The following is a 20,483-nucleotide window of genomic DNA, read 5'->3' as shown; positions in this document are numbered from 1 at the left end:
AGCCACTCCCTTGAAGAGGAGTGGCTTTGTTTATTAGTTGCGGATGAGATAATCGAAAGCTCCCAAAGCCGCAGTAGCTCCAGATCCCATCGAAATGATGATCTGTTTATAAGCACTGTTCGTGCAATCACCGGCAGCAAAAACACCAGGGATGTTTGTAGAACCATGGCTGTCTACCACGATCTCACCAAAGCGAGTGCGCTCAATCGTTTCGCCCAACCAATCTGTATTCGGTACCAGACCGATCTGTACAAACACACCTTGCAATTCAATGTGCTTGGTTTCACCTGTCTCACGCTCGATGTAAGAAATGCCGTTTACTTTATCCGTACCCGTAATTTCTTTGGTTTGAACGTTTTTGAGTACAGTGACATTTGGCAGACTGTAAAGACGATCTTGCAATACTGCGTCAGCTTTCAGTTCTGGCGAGAATTCCAGAACGGTTACATGTTTCACAATACCTGCGAGATCAATCGCTGCTTCCACACCTGAATTACCGCCGCCAACAACTGCGACATCTTTGCCTATGAACAAAGGACCATCGCAGTGAGGGCAATAAGCTACACCCTTGTTCTTGAACTCTGCTTCACCTGGTACACCCAGATTCCGCCAACGAGCACCTGTCGACAAGATGACTGTCTTACTCTTCAGAACAGCGCCGTTCTCGAGTTCAACTTCGATCAGATCCTTCTTCTCCAAACGCTTGGCACGTTGCAGCTTCATGACATCAATGCCATACTCTTTTACTTGCTTTTCCAAGTTGGCTGCGAGCTGAGGACCTTCAATGTATTTCACACTGATGAAGTTCTCAATGCCCAATGTGTCATTGACTTGACCGCCAAGGCGTTCAGCAACGAGACCAGTACGAATCCCTTTACGTGCTGCATAAATCGCCGCACTAGCACCTGCTGGGCCACCGCCTACAACAAGTACATCATAGGGGTCTTTATTGTCAAACTCGGATGCGTCCGGAGCAGAACCCAGCTTGGCAAGGATTTCTTCCACGGTCATACGGCCGCTTTCGAAAAATTCACCATTGAGGAAAACGCTTGGCACAGCCATCACGTTTTTGCTCTCTACCTCGTCCTTGAATACGGCACCGTCAATCATTGTATGAGTAATACCAGGATTGAAGATACTCATCAAGTTCAGAGCTTGGACAACATCTGGACAATTGTGGCAACTCAAGCTGATGTAAGATTCGAACTTATATTCACCACGAAGGTCTTTGATTTGATCAATGACACTTTGCTCGACCTTTGGAGCTCTTCCGCTAACTTGCAAGAGAGCCAATACCAAGGAAGTAAATTCGTGACCCAGCGGAGTACCGGCAAAAACAACGCCAGTATCTTCGCCGATACGGTTTACGCTAAAGCTAGGTGTGCGAGTGAGTTCGGCTTTCTCCACACTGATCTTCAAAGACATGCTGGCTAGCTCATCAATCAGTGCAAGCATCTCAGAGGATGCCTCATCCGTGCCTGCACTGACTTTGAGTACAATATCGCCTTCCAAGAGCTCGAGATATTGTTCTAGTTGCGCTTTGATTTCTTGGTCAAGGGCCATTTTATATCACACCTTAAATTTTGCCTACGAGATCAAGGCTTGGTTTCAGTGTTTTGCCACCTTCTTGCCATTTAGCTGGGCAAACTTCACCTGGATTGTTGCGAACATATTGTGCTGCTTTGATTTTGTTGATCAGAGCACTTGCATCACGGCCAATGCCACCTGCAGTAATCTCAACAGCTTGGATGACACCGTCTGGGTCGATGATGAATGTACCGCGATCTGCCAAACCTTCAGCTTCGATCAATACGTCGAAGTTGCGGGAGATCACATGGGAAGGGTCACCGATCATGATGTATTCTACTTTGCTGATTGCTTCAGAGCTTGAGTGCCATGCTTTATGAGTGAAGTGAGTATCTGTAGAAACGGAGTATACTTCAACACCGAGTTCTTTCAAAGTTGCATATTGGTTTTGCAGATCTTCGAGTTCAGTAGGGCAAACGAAAGTGAAGTCTGCTGGGTAGAAGCAAACTACGCTCCATTGACCTTTGAAGTTTGCTTCAGTTACTTCGAGGAATTTACCTTTTTGGAATGCTTGTGCTTTAAAAGGCAATACTTCAGTTCCGATGAGTGACATAGTGTTAGCTCCTTTATATGTTTTTTGTATAGTACATATTCAGGACATGCGTAACGAGGCATGCTTGAATATAATTTACAATGATTATTATTTAATAAATGATTCAGTAAGTCAAGTTTTTTATAATGATTATAATGTGATAATTTTTACAAGCCGTTTTCTCCATTATTTAGTATGATTCGAACGGCATAAGAGTATTCGTTTGCTGCATGAAAAATTGACGAGTCGTTCGTAGAAACCGGACGGATTGTTTTACGTATGAAATAAAGGGAGCATGGACAGTGGAATAAACATACAGGAGTGATGATATGCCTTCTCGAATTAGCGCACCACAGAAGAGCTTGTCTAAGGATGCGTTCAAGGTAGAGCTTATTACTGCGGGGATTACGGTTGTAATCGGGCTTGTAATTTTGGGCGTTCTTTATTATCTAGATAATCGTTTTGCCTGGAAGGAATGGATTGGTTGGTGTTTGCACGGATTGCTCGTTATCGGTGTGATCGCGACGATTTGGTCTTTTGTCGAGCCGTATTTTTTATATAAAAGCTGGCGGTATGATATCGATGAAGATTTCCTGCAAATGAAATTCGGGGTGATCACAGAGAAACATTTCCTTGTTCCCATGACGAAAATTCAAGCAGTCTCAACGAAACAAGGACCAATTTTGCGAAAGTACGGGCTGTACACCATCTCGATTAAAACAATGGGCTCCTCACACGAAATTCCAGGGTTGCCGGGGGATGTCGCTTCTCAATTGAGAGAACAGATTGCACACTACGCCAAACTAAAGGAAGTGGAGTAGTGATGGAAGCAAAACGATACCATCCACTAACGATCCTTTTTGATCTCATCATCCAAGTTAAGCATCTGTTTTTTCCTGCGTTGATTCTGTTTGTGTTCAACCATGACTCGACAAACGCATTCATTACATACGGGAGAATTGTTTTTTTCATCTATGTAGGAGGGATGCTGGCCTATCTTCTTTTGAAATGGGTTTCGTATAAGTATAGGCTGGATGATATGGCTTTCCATCTTTACGAAGGGATTCTTACGAAGAAAAAGCAAACGATCCCCTTTAGCAAAATCCAAAACGTCAATCGACATACGACGTTGCTGCACCGGATTTTTAAAGTGACTTCTATCCGGTTTGAGACAGGGATGGTTGGCGATGATTCCAGAGTGGAATTCGCGGTGATTTCTGTAAACGAAGCAGATCGACTGGAGGCCTACACGAAACAGGCAGTGCGATTAGAGATAGAGCCTGAGGCTGAAGGGAAAGCAGGAGTCTCCCCGGAGGAAATCGGTACGCCGTATACCACTCCTGAGCGAGTCATTCACTTTACGCCAACGAAGAAAGAGATTATCAAGGCTTCCTTCACTTCTCTCAGCTTCCTCGGGATGATTACGCTACTGATCTGGGCGTACTTCAAACTCACCGAATATATCGACGTGGAGGAGCAGGTCGTAGGTATTTATTCGCTGATTATGAGCTCGTGGATATGGATCACGCTGACAGCCGTTGGACTACTCGTCCTGTCCATCGTATTCGGCATGGTTACGACTTATATTCGTTACGGAAAATACGAGATTTCTTCGGATCACGACCGGATTTACATTGCCAAAGGAGTCATTGAAGAAACGACTTTTTCGATCGCAAAGGAGAGAGTGCAAGCGATTAAGATAAAACAATCCTTGCTAAAGCGCATGTTGGGTCTCGCCGAAGTCAAGCTGACGGTTGTTGGCGGGGATAGTGATTCGGATAAGGATAAACAGGATGTCAGCTCCCTCTATCCATTTCTACCAATAAAACGTGCGTATGAGATGATCGCAGAAATATTGCCTGCGTATGAAGTGACGGAAAAAATGACGAGTCTTCCCAGAAAATCGTTATGGGTTCGCTTGGTCAGATCGAGCTGGATTTGGATTATAGGCACAGGTGCGCTTTTCTATTTCAAGCCGAATATTTTGGGGTGGGAGCAAGCCTGGTGGGTTATATCCATTGCGTTGACACTGATTATCCTAGCCTTCGAAGTCATTGAATTCTACAACACGCGATACATCTTGAATGATCATTTTATTCAGTTCCAAACAGGGAGCCTAACTACGACTTTATTTATCTCCAAACGAGAAAAGATTATTGAGGTCAACGTCAAAAGAGGCCTCCTGCAAAAGCAGCTAGGGCTTGCTTCGATCAAAACAGTCAATCGTGCCAAACCAGTGAGTCATAGAGGGGTAACAGATGTGCCGATAGAGTTGGCGGAAGGTTTTTATCAGTGGTATATGGGACGTAGAAAAGAAATCAAAGTAAAATAGATGAGGGGACGTAGAAGGAAAAGGCGAATCTTTTCCCTCTACGTTCTTGTGCTTTCAAACAGCTCCAGCCACTCCCCATCCGGACCTTTGAAGAACATATAACGCGAACCATTCGGCAAGATGGTTATTTCCTGATCGATAAAGGTTACATGTCGTTGCTTCAAACGGTCGATTTCAGCTTCGAGGTTGTCCACAGCAAACGCCAGGTGGTGGACTTTGCCCTCTACCGGAAGGGAATCGCTGTATCCGTGAATGAGCTCCAGCTCTGTCTCAGTGCTTCCCGGAAATCCAAGAAAAGCAAGCGTAATATCTCCGTTGGAATGAGCGAGCTTTCCTTTTATCTCCATCCCAATCACTTCGGTGTAAAAGTAAACTGAGGCGTCCAAATCTTTTACCATCAAGCCCACATGCTCCAGCTTTTTAATCGCCATATCATTTTCATTCCTTTCCATGGGTATGATTTTTTTCTATTGTAGAAGAATTTGTAGGAAATGTCTGTATGCGAAACGGTCAGGATAGGTTTTCCAATGATAAACATGGCTATAATTGGGGTATGGTGCAAAATTTCGTCATCCCCGGGGTGGAGCATGGAATCTATTGTGGAAGTAATTGCGAGAGCACTGCTGGCTTTTGCCATCATGATGATCATTACTCGGATCTTGGGCAAGCAGACGATTGCGCAAATGACGTATCACGATTTTGTCGCGGCGATCACCTTGGGGGCGCTTACAGCAAATCTTGCCTTTAACAACATGGCCAAAATATCGCATATGCTTGTGACGTTACTCACTTTTGGTGGTATCGCCTATTTGTTGATGATTCTCTCCCTGAAAAACCGGAAGTTGCGAAAATGGTTTTCGGGCCAGCCGACGGTGGTCATCCAGGATGGAAGAATTCTCGAAAATAACATGCGTAAGCAAAAGCTGTCTTTGGATACGCTGAATCAAGAGCTGCGGGAAAGAAACATTTTTAATATCGAAGAAGTTCAATATGCTGTGCTGGAGTTGAATGGAGAGATATCCGTCCTGAGAAAACCGCAATTTTTACCTGTTACTCGCGGGGACTTGAAACTGAAAATGGGGAAGAGACAGATATTCCCAATTGAATTGATCATGGATGGTCAAATCATCCAGAGCAATTTACGCCAACATAGCTTAACCATCGAGTGGCTACTTTCACAGGTGGGCAAAAAAGGCTTGAGTGTCGAGGAAGTGAACTACGCCGTGATTAGCTCCAATGGACAAATTTATTTCGACCCGTATGAGGACCGTATGAGTAATCCGATCGACAAAGAATAAAGTGTCGCAAAAAAACCTCCGGGATGGAGGTTTTTTACTTGCTCGAGTATTGGCGGAGTGTCCCTGTTTGCTTCAAATGGTTATAAAATCTGTGCAAAATAGTGACGGCTTCGGCGCGAGTCAGCATTTCTCCACCCTCGAACTTGCCGTTCCATGCAGTCATGATCCCTGTTCTTTGCAAAAGGGCGAGATTGGTTCCGAGGATTCCGCTGTAGTCATCCGTAAACAATATTTCATCGCCATCTTGGCCAAAGAGAAGCGGATACAGGATGTTCGTTTGGTCTCTCCCATCTTCGTTGTACCGACCATCCTCCTGGAAAAGGTGTCCAGGCGAGTTTGGGTCAAGCGAATACGGACTCAAGATGATGGGAATATCCCGCATGCCAGAAAGGATTTGTAAGACCTCTGCCGCTGGAATGTCTTGGTTTTCCAACATAAAGACGGGCAGGACGTTTGCCGCACCAATTCGATTTAGTTTCGTGTCTGGGAAAAAAAAGTAGCCATTGGACGAATATCGGACAGCGTTCCACCAGTCTCTTGTGACGATCGAGCTGATCTCTGTGTACGCCCAGTGACTTTTAGGCACGTCAGCAAATTTCTCGATGTGATAGTTGCTGTAATCTGTTTTTTTGTTAGCTTTGTACGGTCTGTATTGATCAAACAGGCGATAGATCATGACGGTCATTTCCGCTTTGTCTACCAATCTTTCGGGTTGAAAGCGACCGTCAGGATAACCGCTAACAACCCCCTTATCTACCATGAAGGAGATCGAATTCATGGCCCAGCCGTATTTCTTCGGATCGACATCATGAAATTTTGGTGCAGCATGTGTAACCGCAGGATAAATACCAGATAAACCCAGAATGAGTGCAAGGAATACAGTGATGACTTTCATATACGCTCCTCTTTTTTAAAAATAGAATTGTAAGGATTATCCTTCTAGTATACTATTCGGCGTTGGAAAAGGAAGGTGTTCTGCAAGAACAGATGTGACGATATAGAGCGAGTCAAACTCGCCAGAAGAAGCCGCGATGATCAGCGGTTTAGAAGGAAACAGTTGCTTGTTTATTTCGCGGGAAGAAAGCCCTTGGCTATGCAAACGCAGGATTTCCCCAGACAGATTCTCCAAATGCTCCAGCTTTTGCTGCAAGCGTGTTTTCCCGTCTGGATGATAGCCGGAATGGGCGCAAAAGATTGTTTGGAAGTCACAAGCCAGCACGGTTCGAAGGGACTTCATCATGGTGGGGATTGATTCTTCTCGTAAAATAACCTTCGTTTTCACACCCATAAAAAGATCGCCGCAGAACAAGCGACCGTTCATTTCGTCCAGCAAAACTACATGATCATGGGCATGGCCGGGGGTATCCATCACTTTCCATTCGAGGGAACGAGAGTGATGGACGTCACCCAAAGGGTGGGCCACAAACGGATCGCGAATCCCCCAAGTCAACTGTCGGTAGAATGGGTACAGTGCTTTTTGGGAGCAAATGTTCACGCCTTTTTCGTGAATGAAAAGAGGGACCTGCTTGTGCCGGGCAATCCACGAGGCGGTACCGACATGGTCTTCATGACTGTGCGTCAATACGACCGAATCAAACGAGGCTTCCTGAAACCTGTGAACGAGAGCTTGCTCGAGTACTTTCGGGCCCGTATCAACCAGCATGCCATCGGTCATATAAACATAGATTGCCGATTCCCAATCCCCTACGCGAACAATCCCTTCCAGACATGCCACGTCTTCATGGTGATGAATGTGAATCATACCGCACACCTCCCATAGTAATGGCTTCATTATACTATTGAATGATTATTCAGTCATTTTCGTTTGCGATCCACACTCATCCTATATTCCTATATCGTGTATGATGAAAAGGGATGATTGCTCGTATGAGGTGAAAACATGAATGCATTGCCGATAAATGAAGTATTGCCCGAGCTGGTAAACACGCTGCGTGAAGAGACAAACGCAGTGTTGGTTGCTGCTCCGGGTGCGGGGAAGACGACGCGGGTACCACTGGCCTTGCGTGAAGAAGCTTGGTTACATAATCGCCGAATTGTGATGCTGGTCCCACGTCGACTGGCCGCACGTCAAGCCGCTGCCTACATGGCTGCCTTGCTGGGGGAAGAAGTTGGACAAACAGTCGGATATCGGGTCAAGCGTGAATCAAAAGTAGGTCCAGGCACACGAATTGAAGTGATGACAGAAGGAATTTTAACGAGAATGCTACAGGATGATCCGGAGCTATCTGATGTTGGTCTTGTTATTTTCGATGAGTTCCATGAACGAAATTTGCACGCGGATTTAGGGCTGGCCCTTAGTCTTCAGGCACAAAGCTTGTTTCGAGAGGACCTGCGAATTCTCGTGATGTCCGCTACACTCGATGCAAAGCCCGTGTCAGCCTTGCTTGGGAATGCTCCCATTGTCAGTAGTAAAGGCAGGATGTTCCCGGTGGAGACGCGCTTTTTGACATCCCCGATGCAGGGGCGTCTGGAAGAAGCGATTGTCCAGATGATCCTCCAGGCGTTGAGACAAGAACAGGGAGATATGCTTGTCTTTTTACCGGGAGCCAAAGAGATTCACCGGGTGCAAGAGTTGCTTGAACAAAGCGGTGTGGGCACGAACATACGGATTGCGCCTCTTTACGGAAATTTGTCGCAGGAGGAACAAGATAAGGCGATCCAGCCTGGGAATACAGGAGAACGCAAAATTGTCCTCGCTACCACAATTGCCGAGACAAGCTTGACTGTCGAGGGTGTGCGCATCGTGATTGATAGTGGATTAAAACGGATCCCGCGCTTTTCTCCGCGAACAGGGATGACGAGACTGGAGACTGCAAAGGTATCGAGAGCATCTGCTGACCAACGCCGAGGAAGGGCTGGACGTCTTGCACCCGGGGTCTGCTTTCGACTGTGGACAGAGCAAGAAGATCGTATGCTCATACCACAGCATGCACCTGAAATCATGGAAGCGGATCTGGCTGTGCTCGCATTAGAGCTGGCTTTGTGGGGAGTCGGGTCGTCGGACGAGCTGGATTGGCTGAATCCCCCGCCGAAGCCAGCGATGGCACAGGCTCAAGAGCTGCTGCTCCAACTGGGCGCATTAGATGAGCGGAAGCAGATCACAGCACATGGACGAGCGCTTGCTGGAATGGCTGTGCATCCGAGATTGGGTCACATGATTCAGAAAGCGAATGAGCTGGGGGAAGGTGAGCTGGCCTGTGAGCTAGCTGTTCTCTTGGAAGAACGAGATATTGTGAGGGGGCGCCAAGCCTCAACAGATGCGGATATGCGTACGCGTGTTGAATTACTTCGTCGGGTAGGAAATAAACAGAGTGGTGGAACGGAGCTCCCGATTGATGTAGGAGCATGCCAAAGACTTTGGAAGGAGGCGGCTCATTTCAAACGGGTATGGGCAAACAACCAGTCTGCTGACACTTCCACTCGTACAGAAGCGACGGGAAGACTGCTGGCGTTTGCGTACCCGGACCGGATTGCCCAGCGAAGGGCGGATGGACGTTATTTGCTTCGCAATGGGCGTGGGGCGACTTTTTCCGTGCAGCAACCACTGGCTGCTTCGCCGTATATTGTGGCAGCAGAACTCGATGATCAAGGTGCAGATAGTCGGATATTACTGGCGGCTAGCGTGGAAGAAAGCGAGCTGTTGAAGGATTGTGCGTTGCAGATTACGGAACGAATGAACGTATGGTGGGAGCATACAGCAGGGGCAGTTCGCAGCCGCAAGCAAAAACGGTTGGGGGCACTCCTGTTGGCGGATATGGCTGCGGAGGCTTCGCCAGATGAGGTGTTAACAGCGTTTTTGGACGGAATAAAAGGAGAAGGCTTGGAGATTTTGCCGTGGAATCGGCAGGCGAGACAGTATCGGGAGCGTTTGATTTTTATGCATCGTCTGGAGGAAGGCTGGCCGAATGTGGAAGATGAGGCACTGCTTGCTTCCTTGGAGGAATGGCTCGCTCCCCATGTGTATGGTTTCAAAAGAAAGGAAGACCTACAGTCGCTATCGGTGACGACGTTGCTAGAGAGTATGCTCTCATGGGAGCAGCGCAGACAGCTAGACGAGCACGCTCCGACTCATGTGATCGTCCCGAGCGGTTCCAAAATTCCTGTCGATTATAGCGATCCAGCGGCTCCAGTGCTTTCGGTCCGGCTACAGGAGTTGTTTGGTTGGCAAGACTCCCCGCGAATAGGCAGAGGCAGAGTCCCATTGACATTGCATTTGCTTTCGCCAGCACATCGTCCGGTACAAGTGACACGGGACTTGGCGAGCTTTTGGGCACATGCGTATTTTGAGGTGAAAAAAGATTTAAAGGGACGTTATCCCAAGCATTACTGGCCGGATGATCCGCTTGCGGCCATTCCGACAAACCGGACGCGTCCACGCATATAAATCGATTCGCTAGGTATATTCGGGCAGAGAGGAAGAGCTCCGTTTCAGGTGAAATTTCCCATTTTGCTAGTTCGATGTTCGTGAGTCACGTCAATTGTGAAACCTTCCTCGTATCCTAGCACGTCAGGAAGATACCGTGAATCACGTACTACCCCCTCCATTTCTCTGGGCTGCCTGTTAATCAGGCGGTCTTTTTTTTGTGAAAAAAGGGTGCCGCAGTTAGCAGCGCCCTTGCTTTCGTACAGGGTCAAGGCTTACGCTTTATTTCCCCACTGCTCTCGATAAATCAACTGTTGCAGGTCCTCACGTTGTCTCCATTGGTGCAGCTCCAAGAGTGGACGTTCGGGATAATGATCTGTGTAGCCGATCGACAGCAATGCGACAGGATCGATATGCGGCGGTATGTTCAGGATACGACGTACGTCGGCCTTCTTGTAAAAACTGACCCAGCCCATCGCCAAATCTTCTGCGTAGGCAGCCAGCCACATGTTTTGGATTGCACAGCTGACCGACATAATATCAGTTTCCGGGATGGAATTGCGTCCGAGTACATGGTCTCCGCCACGTGTAGGGTCACAAGTGACACAGATGGTGACTGGCGCTTCCTTGATCCCTTGAATTTTCAACTCCAAAAAGGTTGACTCTCGTCCGGTTCCTTCGTAGTGGATGGCAAGCGCCCGGCGTTCTTTATCCGCACACTCTGCCAGAGTTTGCTTGGTTGCGTCGTCTTCCACCAGGACAAAATTCCAAGGCTGCATGAATCCGACAGAAGGAGCATGGTGGGCTGCGGCCAAGATCATGGCGAGCTTATCCGGGGAGACAGGGTCTTGGCGAAAGGTACGAATATCGCGACGATTGCTGATGGCTTTATACAAACCGTTTTTTTCTTCCGCACTTAAGCGTTTCATGAGAAAAACCTCCCTATTTGCATTCACGTCTCTTTATTTTACTTACAAAGTATGCTTCCTTCCAGACATCTACTTGACATATTCATGTCCTACGCTAAAGAGAGGATGAGTCCGAGCAGAGGGGAGAAAGGACGAGCATGCATAACATCTTAATCGTGGAAGACGAACTACCCATCTCTCGGGTATTGAAGGCGTACTTGGAAAAAAATAACTTTCGGGTTGAACAGGCATTTAACGGCGAGGAAGCAGAACGGAAGTTTGATTCACACAGTCCTGCGCTCGTTTTGCTGGATGTGATGCTGCCTGGACGAAGCGGATGGAGTATTCTCGAACGCGAAAAGCAGCACAGCTCAAACCCATTGACGCACTACGGTATGAGTGAGTGTGTAATTTTACCAATCCGGGGCATACTAGCCGTGAGAGGTGTTGGTGCTGATGGAAAAAAGCGTTCAATTTTCCGTACCATGGCGAGAAGCGACACGCATTGTGCAAAGGATCAAAACAAGCAAATTGCGTTATTTTGTCAGACAACAAGAGGGCAAGACCAGTGTTGCGTTCGTCTTTCCTCGTGTTAGCGTCAGCCAATATGTCTATTTGTATATCATTTTTGGACCAAGAGCTGCTGATGTGCTCAATAACGATAGCAAATAGAATGATCCCTGATGGCCTTAAGCAGGCGTCAGGGGTTTGTAATAATTCACAGGAAAACAAAACCTGACACTTTTCGATAGGACTGTTTCATAGTACAATTCGAATATGAACGAACTTGGGGAAGTTCGGGATGGCGGCACCCAATCTGTGCAGAAGGGCCGCCTCTTTTTTTTACTCATAGGATATAATAGGTACAATTACCTGAATGTACAGCTGGAATGAGTGAGTAGTGGGATATAAAATAAGCTTATTCACGTGAATATAACGTACTACTCTCTCCCAAGAATTGATCTTGGGGCTTTTTTTTGTTCAAAATGCATCAAAAAAAGCCGTTTCTCATGACGGCTCTGTTATCGATAGGGTAGGTTGAAAGCTTCCTTTTAGCAAGGCATCAATCAGTTGCTCCTGTGTGAGTGAAATCGTAATGCCCATCCCAGGCAGATCGACAGAAAAAACATTCTCCAGGTACAAATACCAGAGGTGGCCTGTCGGCTCGATGGAATAGACGTGTATATTTTTCTGGGAATGCTGGCCAGCCTTTTGGATTTCCCGCAAAGCTGTAAACAGTTCTCCCCAAATAGGCAGATAAGGCTTCGTTCGGTGCTGCACAATCGCTTGGATCAGTTGGTTTTTCGTGAGAGAAATAGCATCCATGGTTGGGTGGTTCAACGAAAGCATGACCGTTATACTCCTTTTGCATGGCATGGGGCATTAGTCTTTCGTGATGGCGATTTCTGTCGAAGTTATGAATAAGTGTAAAATAGTTAACGGCTCGATGCAAGAGAAGAGAAGGTAGAGATGAGCATTTGGATATTTGACGGTTGCTCTTGATTTGGATAGCATAGGAAAAGCGGTTTTGACAAATGGAAATAGCGAGAAGCGGGAGATGAGATTGTGGCAAAAAAACACCGGTTGATTATTGAGTTTTGCGGTGGATTTGGTCAAGGGTTGGCCTTGCTGTATGCTTTGCGGTCGCCTGATGTTCAAGTGGCAGGAATCATTTGCAGTGACACGCAGTCAAGTTTGGCTAGCAAGCTGATTGATTTTGCACAGCCAGGCTATGAAATTCCAATTGTTACAGGTGCCAAGCAGCCCCTTTTCTCAGGAACGATAGAGACGAGCACCTCGGAAGGTGTAAGGCTCCTTGCAGAAGCTAAGCAGGATGAGGAAAGTGACTTGACGCTCGTGACGTTTGATCGTTTGACCACGCTAGCTTTGGCTGTCACGCGTGATCCACTGTTGGCGCGTAAATTTACGAGAATCGTTGTGCAGGGTGGGGCGATACGCGTACCAGGAGACGTCACGGCTATTGCCGAAACAAACATGTATCGTGATCCAGAAGCAGCTGCACTCGTTTTGTCAGCCCGCTTGCCACTTGTGCTTGTTCCATTAGATACAACCAGCTCGTTTCGTTTGAAGGAAGAGCAAGTACATACGCTGGGGAGTCTCGCACAAGCAGTTGGCCTGATCGATAGAACGGCGATGTCTGACGTGCAGTTAGCCGTTTCTGGTGGTGCGCTCCATGCATGGGTAGCGATACTCGCGGCTCTCTCGCCTGATAAGATACGGACGGAGCAGATGAAGCTCTCAGTCGAATGCAAAAGCGAATTATCACGCGGTGCCATTTTAGCCGATTTACGTGCGAAACCGAGTGTAGGAACCGATACGGTCGTATGTGTTGAGGTTGAGATGGCAGAGGCAGAGCGCTTTTTGCAAACCGTTTTGGATCAGGGAGGGGTATAAGCGCATGGAAAAAATCATTTTGGATGTAGATACCGGGATTGATGATGCGATGGCGATTGCTTATGCCGTTCACTCGCCTGCTCTTGAAGTGTGTGGGATTACCACGACTTTTGGCAATATCACGGTGGAGGAAGCAACACGCAATACCTTACAGGTGCTCGAGCTGCTGGGTGCGTCTGCGATTCCTGTCTATCAGGGGGCATCGAAGCCGATTGTTCGCGAGCTTACTGGAAAAGCAAGGCTGTTCCACGGTGAAAACGGGCTAGGCAATGTCGTCCTTCCAGATCCATCGACAAAGGCTCAGCCACAGAGTGCCACACAATTTCTCATCTCTACGATAAAGGAAAATCCTCACGAGGTGACACTCGTGACCGTCGGGAGCATGGCCAATTTGGCGCGGGCGATTATGGCTGCTCCAGAAATCGTATCCCTTGTCAAACGAGTGGTCGTGATGGGAGGAGCTGTAACGGTGCCGGGGAATCGCACGCCAGTAGCGGAGGCGAATATTTGCGCCGATCCGGAAGCCGCAGCGTACATCTTCCAGTCTGGTATTCCCGTGACGCTCGTGGGCCTGGATGTGACGATGCAAACGCTGCTTACCCGCGAACACTTGCAGGAATGGAGAGCGAAGGATACACGCTTAAGTCATTTTTTCGCGGATATGTGTGAGGTGTACATGGATGCCTACGCGACAGTGGGCAATTTGCGCGGCTGCGGTCTGCATGATCCGTTGGCGGTAGGTGTCGTCATTGATCCAACGTTTGTGAAGTCAGTCCCGATGCATGTTGCGGTAGATACATCCGGGGGAGCCAGTGATGCCCGTACGATTGGAGACAGACGGGAACATCCAGCGCAGCCGCCGAATGTGGATGTATGCCTGGAGGTTGATCATGAACGTTTTGTCAGCCATTTTTTACAAAATGTTTTAGGTGAGTAAGGAGGAAGTTATTATGTTAAAAGAGTTTAAAGAGTTTGCGTTAAAGGGAAATGTAATGGATCTCGCTGTCGGTGTCGTGATCGGTGGGGCTTTCGGGAAAATTGTTACCTCACTCGTTAATGACATTATTACCCCATTGATCGGATTGCTTCTGGGCAAGGTGGATTTCTCCGGCTTGTTTATCAATTTGAGCGGAGTTCCTTATAAGACGATGGCCGAAGCAAAAGCAGCACATGCTGCGACGTTGAACTACGGGTTGTTCCTCAACTCTGTGATTGATTTTGTCATTATTGCCTTTTCTATTTTTATCGTCATCAAGCAGCTCAACCGTTTCAAACGCAAGCAAGAAGTGGAGCAAGCGCCTGTAACGACCAAAGAGTGCCCGCATTGCATCTCCGCGATTCCGATCAAGGCTACGCGCTGCCCGAACTGCACCTCCATGCTGGAGACAAAAGGAACGGCATTGGCACACGAATAAGACATATTCAGGAATCAGACAAACAGAGGAGGGCGATTATGCCTTCCTCTGTTTTCGTTTCACGCGGTTTTTATACTGATAGTGAAGTCTTTTAATCGTATGATAATAGGTCTTGTCTTTGAGCTTGGCAAACAGCCCATGGGATGGAAAGTCGTAATTCACTTCAATAATGGAGAGGTTTCCAGCTTTATCAATGGCAAAATCGACGCCGATTTGCGCACTGTGCCGATATTTATTAAAGTGGGCACATACACGGTGACTGATTTGGATCAACTGAGAGACGATCCCTTTTATCTTGTCGGGTGTGACAGCTCCAGACTTTTTCAAGGCATGCGGGACTGTGACGGCATATCCGCCGCCGCGAGCGACATTGGTAATAATACTATGGGCACCGGCTACCTTGGCTAGCATGCCGGCATATTGCCATTTGCCCAAGCCATTGCGCATCATCATGACGCGAATATCAAAGGGACGAGCGTCGATTTCAGCTAAATCCAGCCCTTTTTGTATGACATAATTTTTTTCTGTGCACTGCGCGGCAAGCTGCTGCTTCAAGTCAGCTAAAGAATTTGCTTGCACAGGCTCTCCGCGCTCCTTCACAAATTGATAGTCCCCACGATCTGTTTTCCAGACACGAATAATGCCTTTCCCCATATGGGTTCTCGTCGGTTTGATATAGACGGTAGAATACTTCGCTAAATACGAGTCCAAGCTTGCGGGCTGATATAAAGCAGTAGGCGGCAGGTAAGGACGAATGTAAGGACTTTTTGAAAAGAACTGATGAAGGCTCCACTTGGAGGAGGAGATCACATCATGCACCTCACTTTACGAAAAATCCATTCGTCCCAGCATATGCAGAAGTGTTCGCGACCGTTTTTATTTTGACAGGGGACGTTTTTCAAAAAATGCCAAGGACGTAAGAAGGAGTTAAAGGATTATGGGGGAATATATGTTCTAATCATAGGAGAAGGATGGCGAAAATCATGCGGCAATTCCGTCCGGTGCAACCTCCGACTCTGCAACGAGCGAGCGCCCAACATGCCTATCATTATCAGGAGTACATGCCCAGCAAATGTCTGGTGAACGAGATCGCCTGCTACTGGACCTCAGAGTACGACGGTAAAGGGATAGCACCTGCAAGCCGAGTCATACCCGATGGATGCGTCGATATCATTTTCAATCTAGGTGCCACTTCCTATCAGAAGGGGGCATTTCTAACAGGATTGATGAGGACGTATGAAGTAATCCCATTGACTGAACCACAATCCATGATTGGCATTCGATTTTACGCGGAGGGAGCAGCTCGCTTTTTGCGCTACCCTGTCGCTATAATCAACGGACATCATCCCAATCTGGAAGACATCTGGGGTAAAGAGGCGGATGAGGTGACAGAAGCCTTGCTCGAAGCTTCCAATACGGCGGAGCGGATCGCTTTGTTGGAGCGGGAGCTAATCAAACGATTGTGGATGGATGATCCAGCAGACCCGTTGCTATTGACCAGCATGAACTATTTATATGAATACAGAGGAAATCTTTCCATGGCAGCACTCGCCGAGAAAGTGAATTACAGCGAGAGAACCTTGCGCAGGACGTTTCAACAACAATTGGGTATGAGCCCGAAGGAACTGGGCCGAATCATTCAGTTTCAAGGGCTGTTGCAAATGCTGGCGAAGGGAATACGCACTTCGTTTACGGATGCAGCCCTCCAGAGTGGCTATTACGATCAGTCGCACTTGGTCAAGAGCTTTCATACTTTTTACGGTGTTGCTCCAAGTAAAATGATCTCGCCAGATCGTGCGAATCGATAGTCTTTAAAAGTTGTCCGTTTTTTACAATCTTCTTATGGTGAGACCCGTTATCTTAAAGAAAGGATGGTGAATTCATGTGAACGAACAAACATTAGATACATACTGCCGGAAGCATCCGGGTGCCACCCATGACTATCAGATGGATTGGGAATGCGATCGCTACCATGTCGGTGGCAAAATTTTTGCCATGATCGGAGGCGATTCTAAAGGTGTTCGCATCCTCACCTTGAAATGCGATCCGATGCGCGCAGAGGAATTGCGCGTGACCTACGAAGGGATCGTACCCGGCTATCACATGAACAAGTCCCATTGGAATTCTGTCTACCTAGACGCTGATATTCCCGAAGGCTTATGGGAAAGGATGATCGAGCATGCTTACGAAACGGTGCTCCAAAAACTGCCAAAGCGCGTCCAGCAAGAAATCATGAGCGAATAGGAGTGAGTGATGTGGGAATCAAGCTTGATATGGTAGGAATTGTTGTACAGGATATGAAAAAAGCGTTGGATTTTTATCGGGTACTCGGTTTCGATATTCCTGAGGGAGCAAATGAAGAGCCGCATGTGGAGGTAGCGCAGGACGGTGTTCGTCTGGCCTTTGATACAATAGACGTTGCGAAGGGTGTGTATGGAGGATGGGAAGCACCTGTCGGGCATCGGATTGAGCTGGCATTTTTGTGTGAGAATGCGGCGGCGCTTGATGCGTTGTATACGAAAATCATTTCCCATGGCTACGAGAGTCACCGTGAGCCGTGGGATGCCTTCTGGGGCCAGCGATATGCCATTGTGAAAGACCCGGATGGGAACTTGATCAGTTTGTTTGCGTAATACGATCCTTACATAAGTAGACAAGCCGAGCCTTTCTGAAAGAGGTTCGGCTTGTTTGCGTTTGGAGACGGAATCATTGGCTGCTTAATCATGAAATGAAATTTACTTATGGTTAGTTGATTTGTGTAATTTTACTTCATATAATAAGGGTGATAATAGGAGTGAATTTTCAGCCAATTAGCAGGGGGAATCAGGGAAGCCATTCAGCAGTTGGACTAAGACTTTGGGAAAGGGTGGAGAGATTCCATGTTGCCAGCATCCATTCGCGAAGAGCTGCGTACCATCGTCGGAGCGAAAAACTGTCTCGACAAACAGGAAGCATTAGTCGCCTATTCGTATGACGCGACGCCGATGCAGCAAGCATTACCGGATGTGGTCGTCATGCCGAAGAGCACAGCCGAAATCCAACAGGTCATGCGAGTCGCTGCACGACATCACATCCCGATTGTGACGCGTGGCGCAGGCTCCAATCTATGCGGAGGCACGATACCAGTCGGTGGCGGAATTGTTTTGGTGTTGAGCCGGATGAATCAGATCGTAGAGATTGACGAGCAAAATTTGACGATTACGGTGCAGCCGGGGGTTCGTACAGTCGACATCCATCAGGCGGTAGAGGCACTCGGTTTGTTTTATCCACCAGATCCAGGCAGCATGGTCATCTCCACGATTGGTGGGAATATTGCACTCAATTCGGGTGGACTGCGCGGGTTGAAGTACGGAACCACCAAGGATTACGTGCTGGGTCTCGAAGCTGTGTTGCCGAACGGAGAGGTCATCCGTACTGGGGGCAAGCTGATGAAGGATGTAGCGGGCTATGATCTGACCAAGCTTTTGGTCGGTAGCGAGGGCACATTGGCGATCATTACCGAGGCTATTCTCAAGCTGATTCCGAAGCCGCAGACACAGCGAGTTATGCTCGCGATGTTCGCAGATATGGCACAGGCGGCGAGGTCTGTTTCCGATATTATTGCCAACCGTATTATTCCTGGAACGCTGGAATTTCTCGACCAGGGCACGATCCGTGTTGTCGAGGATTTCAAGCAGATCGGGCTTCCAACAGATGTGGCGGCGATCCTCCTGATCGGTCAGGACGGCGAGCCACAGACGGTTGATCGGGATATGAAGCAGATCGCTGCTATTTGCAAAAAGAATGCAGCCGTCCAAATCAAGGTAGCGACGACAGCGGAGGAAGCTGATGAGGTGATGACTGCCAGACGCAGTGCACTCGCCGCATTGTCCCGGATGCGTCCAACGACCATATTGGAGGACGCAACCGTTCCACGTGCCGCGATTGCGCCCATGGTTGCCGCGATCCAAGAGATTACAGAGCGTTACGGGCTGCAAATTTGCACCTTTGGCCATGCAGGAGACGGCAATTTGCATCCGACCTGCATGACAGACGCTCGCAACACGGAAGAGATCGAGCGTGTCGAGCATGCCTTCGAGGAAATTTTCGCGGCGGCAATCGATTTGGGCGGTACGATTACGGGAGAGCATGGCGTAGGGATCGTCAAGGCACCGTATTTGGAGTGGAAAGTAGGGGCCGCAGGTATGGAGATCATGAAAGGCATCAAGCACGCTTTCGATCCTCACAATCTCCTGAATCCTGACAAAATGTTTGCGAAACAGTCCCGGAACAGAGTGGTGGTCCAGCGTGCTTAAAGAAGCCTTGGTAAAGAAGCTCGATTACGATGAACTGTCCAACTGTATGCGCTGTGGCTTCTGTCAGCCAGCCTGTCCGACCTTTCGGGAAACTGGCTATGAGGCGGCTTCTCCACGAGGTCGCATCGCCTTGATGAAAGCCGTAGCAGACGGTGTCATGGAGCCGGACAAAGATTTCGTCGATCAAATGAATCTGTGTCTAGGCTGCCGAGCATGTGAGCCGGTATGTCCAGCAGGTGTGCCGTACGGTCAGCTGATCGAGCAGACGCGAGAAGCGATCGAAGAGGCGCAGGAGCATCCATGGTGGGTCAAAGCCGTCCGCAGGCTCGCGTTTTTCCACCTGTTTCCTCATCAGAAGCGCATGTACCAGCTCGGCGGACTCCTGCGCTTCTATCAACGCTCAGGTGTGCAAAAAGCCGTTCGCAAGCTGGGGGTGCTGTCCATCCTGCCAAAGCAAATGCGGGAAATGGAAGCGATTATGCCAGAAGCAAGCAGTAAAGGCATTGTGGACTACTTTGGCGGCACTGTCATTCCGGCCGTTGGAGAGCGCAAGTATCGTGTCGGGATGTTTCACGGCTGCATCATGGATGTCCTGTTCAATGAGACGAATCGCAACACCGTTCGGCTTTTGAGTGAGGCAGGCTGTGAGGTCATCATCGCTCCAGACCAGGTTTGCTGCGGCGCTCTCCATGCACATAGCGGTGAACGTGAACAGGCTCGCCATCTGGCGCGAAAAAATGTGGCTGCTTTTCACAAGGCTGACGTGGATTTCATTGTATCCAATGCAGGTGGTTGCGGGGCGATGCTTCTAGAATACGACCACTTGCTGGCAAAAGATGCCGAGTGGCAGGAGAAAGCACAATGGTTCACTTCACGAGTAAAGGATATTAGCGAGGTGCTTACACGCCTCGTTGAGCCAAAAGAATGGCAGTCATTGCCGCAACGAATCACCTATCAATCCTCCTGTCACCTGCGCAACGGGATGAAGGTGACCAAAGAGCCAGTGAGCCTCTTGCAAGCCATTCCGGGGGCTACATACGTACAGCTTCGCGAAGGAGATCGCTGCTGCGGTTCTGCGGGTATTTACAATCTGGTGCAGCCTGAGATGGCCGGGAGTCTTTTAGACGAAAAAATGGGGCATGTAGCGGCTACCCAAGCAGACGTTCTTGTGACCTCGAATCCGGGCTGTCTGTTGCAAATGAAAGCAGGCATTCATCGAGCAGGACTAGAAGGAAAGATGGAAGCCGTGCACATCGTCGATTTATTGGCACGTGTGCAGCAGGAAGAAAAGCCCTTGTCGCCCCCTGAGTGAGTGGG

General features: G+C 48.4%; 20 protein-coding genes and 1 pseudogene. 13 read left to right on the top strand and 8 right to left on the bottom strand.

Features of this window, described 5'->3' with window-relative positions; all coding sequences use genetic code 11:
- Window positions 1-33: 33 nt before the first annotated feature.
- Window positions 34-1,563 carry an alkyl hydroperoxide reductase subunit F gene (gene ahpF, locus HP570_RS08430; protein ID WP_173625437.1) on the bottom strand — a complete coding sequence of 510 codons (1,530 nt, stop codon included), beginning with the start codon at window positions 1,561-1,563 and terminating at the stop codon, window positions 34-36.
- A gap of 13 nt (window positions 1,564-1,576) precedes the next feature.
- Window positions 1,577-2,140, bottom strand: a complete 564-nt coding sequence (ahpC, locus tag HP570_RS08425) for an alkyl hydroperoxide reductase subunit C (RefSeq protein WP_016741021.1) — start codon at window positions 2,138-2,140, stop codon at window positions 1,577-1,579.
- Between the two features lie 308 nt (window positions 2,141-2,448).
- Here ahpC and HP570_RS08420 point away from each other — a divergent pair, with 308 nt between their 5' ends.
- The gene (locus tag HP570_RS08420; protein WP_173608772.1) at window positions 2,449-2,940 is read left to right on the top strand and encodes a PH domain-containing protein; all 492 of its coding nucleotides are present in this window, start codon (window positions 2,449-2,451) and stop codon (window positions 2,938-2,940) included.
- A complete protein-coding gene (locus HP570_RS08415; RefSeq protein ID WP_173625436.1) occupies window positions 2,940-4,451 on the top strand; it encodes a PH domain-containing protein in 1,512 nt (503 codons plus the stop codon). Before HP570_RS08420 ends, HP570_RS08415 begins: the two co-directional genes overlap by 1 nt.
- Before the next feature lie 38 nt (window positions 4,452-4,489).
- On the opposite strand, the gene HP570_RS08410 is transcribed toward HP570_RS08415, so the two are convergent.
- Complete coding sequence (locus HP570_RS08410; RefSeq protein WP_173625435.1) at window positions 4,490-4,882, bottom strand: VOC family protein; 393 nt, start codon at window positions 4,880-4,882, stop codon at window positions 4,490-4,492.
- Window positions 4,883-5,038: 156 nt separating this feature from the next.
- Here HP570_RS08410 and HP570_RS08405 point away from each other — a divergent pair, with 156 nt between their 5' ends.
- Entirely contained in the window at window positions 5,039-5,749 is a 711-nt protein-coding gene (locus HP570_RS08405) for a DUF421 domain-containing protein (RefSeq protein ID WP_173625434.1), read from the top strand.
- 34 nt (window positions 5,750-5,783) lie between these two features.
- On the opposite strand, the gene HP570_RS08400 is transcribed toward HP570_RS08405, so the two are convergent.
- Window positions 5,784-6,644, bottom strand: coding sequence for an S-layer homology domain-containing protein (locus tag HP570_RS08400; protein WP_012685226.1), 861 nt, complete (start codon window positions 6,642-6,644; stop codon window positions 5,784-5,786).
- A gap of 36 nt (window positions 6,645-6,680) precedes the next feature.
- Window positions 6,681-7,511: an MBL fold metallo-hydrolase gene (locus tag HP570_RS08395; protein WP_173625433.1), complete on the bottom strand. Its 831-nt coding sequence runs from the start codon at window positions 7,509-7,511 to the stop codon at window positions 6,681-6,683.
- A gap of 138 nt (window positions 7,512-7,649) precedes the next feature.
- Here HP570_RS08395 and hrpB point away from each other — a divergent pair, with 138 nt between their 5' ends.
- Window positions 7,650-10,154, top strand: a complete 2,505-nt coding sequence (gene hrpB / locus HP570_RS08390) for an ATP-dependent helicase HrpB (RefSeq protein WP_173625432.1) — start codon at window positions 7,650-7,652, stop codon at window positions 10,152-10,154.
- A gap of 254 nt (window positions 10,155-10,408) precedes the next feature.
- On the opposite strand, the gene bluB is transcribed toward hrpB, so the two are convergent.
- Complete coding sequence (gene bluB, locus HP570_RS08385; protein WP_173625431.1) at window positions 10,409-11,062, bottom strand: 5,6-dimethylbenzimidazole synthase; 654 nt, start codon at window positions 11,060-11,062, stop codon at window positions 10,409-10,411.
- A 137-nt stretch (window positions 11,063-11,199) separates the two neighbouring features.
- Between bluB and HP570_RS29925 the strand changes: the two are divergent.
- Window positions 11,200-11,424: pseudogene (locus tag HP570_RS29925) on the top strand (response regulator); the annotation flags it as partial.
- 625 nt (window positions 11,425-12,049) lie between these two features.
- Here HP570_RS29925 and HP570_RS08375 read toward each other — a convergent pair.
- Entirely contained in the window at window positions 12,050-12,391 is a 342-nt protein-coding gene (locus tag HP570_RS08375) for a hypothetical protein (protein ID WP_173605382.1), read from the bottom strand.
- 216 nt (window positions 12,392-12,607) lie between these two features.
- On the opposite strand from HP570_RS08375, the gene HP570_RS08370 reads away from it, so the two are divergent.
- Genes HP570_RS08370 through mscL form a run of 3 tightly spaced genes read left to right on the top strand, consistent with a single transcriptional unit; the run spans window position 12,608 to window position 14,871 of the window.
- Window positions 12,608-13,456: a nucleoside hydrolase gene (locus tag HP570_RS08370; RefSeq protein ID WP_173625430.1), complete on the top strand. Its 849-nt coding sequence runs from the start codon at window positions 12,608-12,610 to the stop codon at window positions 13,454-13,456.
- A 4-nt stretch (window positions 13,457-13,460) separates the two neighbouring features.
- Window positions 13,461-14,393, top strand: a complete 933-nt coding sequence (locus HP570_RS08365; protein WP_087345002.1) for a nucleoside hydrolase — start codon at window positions 13,461-13,463, stop codon at window positions 14,391-14,393.
- A 13-nt stretch (window positions 14,394-14,406) separates the two neighbouring features.
- Window positions 14,407-14,871, top strand: a complete 465-nt coding sequence (gene mscL, locus HP570_RS08360) for a large conductance mechanosensitive channel protein MscL (protein ID WP_142495446.1) — start codon at window positions 14,407-14,409, stop codon at window positions 14,869-14,871.
- A gap of 36 nt (window positions 14,872-14,907) precedes the next feature.
- On the opposite strand, the gene HP570_RS08355 is transcribed toward mscL, so the two are convergent.
- Window positions 14,908-15,681, bottom strand: a complete 774-nt coding sequence (locus HP570_RS08355; RefSeq protein WP_173625429.1) for a YheC/YheD family protein — start codon at window positions 15,679-15,681, stop codon at window positions 14,908-14,910.
- Window positions 15,682-15,842: 161 nt separating this feature from the next.
- On the opposite strand from HP570_RS08355, the gene HP570_RS08350 reads away from it, so the two are divergent.
- From HP570_RS08350 to HP570_RS08330, 5 genes are all read left to right on the top strand, one after another.
- The gene (locus HP570_RS08350; protein WP_173625428.1) at window positions 15,843-16,679 is read left to right on the top strand and encodes an AraC family transcriptional regulator; all 837 of its coding nucleotides are present in this window, start codon (window positions 15,843-15,845) and stop codon (window positions 16,677-16,679) included.
- 76 nt (window positions 16,680-16,755) lie between these two features.
- Complete coding sequence (locus HP570_RS08345) at window positions 16,756-17,115, top strand: MmcQ/YjbR family DNA-binding protein (protein ID WP_173625427.1); 360 nt, start codon at window positions 16,756-16,758, stop codon at window positions 17,113-17,115.
- Between the two features lie 11 nt (window positions 17,116-17,126).
- Entirely contained in the window at window positions 17,127-17,504 is a 378-nt protein-coding gene (locus HP570_RS08340; RefSeq protein ID WP_173625426.1) for a VOC family protein, read from the top strand.
- Window positions 17,505-17,750: 246 nt separating this feature from the next.
- On the top strand, window positions 17,751-19,166 hold the full coding sequence (locus HP570_RS08335; protein ID WP_173625425.1) for an FAD-binding oxidoreductase: 1,416 nt from the start codon (window positions 17,751-17,753) through the stop codon (window positions 19,164-19,166).
- A complete protein-coding gene (locus tag HP570_RS08330; protein WP_173625424.1) occupies window positions 19,159-20,478 on the top strand; it encodes a (Fe-S)-binding protein in 1,320 nt (439 codons plus the stop codon). Before HP570_RS08335 ends, HP570_RS08330 begins: the two co-directional genes overlap by 8 nt.
- The last annotated feature ends 5 nt before the right edge of the window (window positions 20,479-20,483 follow it).

The organism is Brevibacillus sp. RS1.1 (assembly GCF_013284365.1).
GTDB classification, from domain to species: Bacteria; Bacillota; Bacilli; order Brevibacillales; family Brevibacillaceae; genus Brevibacillus; species Brevibacillus brevis_D.
Note: the sequence above shows the minus strand (reverse complement) of the source record. Positions and strands in the feature narration are given on the sequence as shown.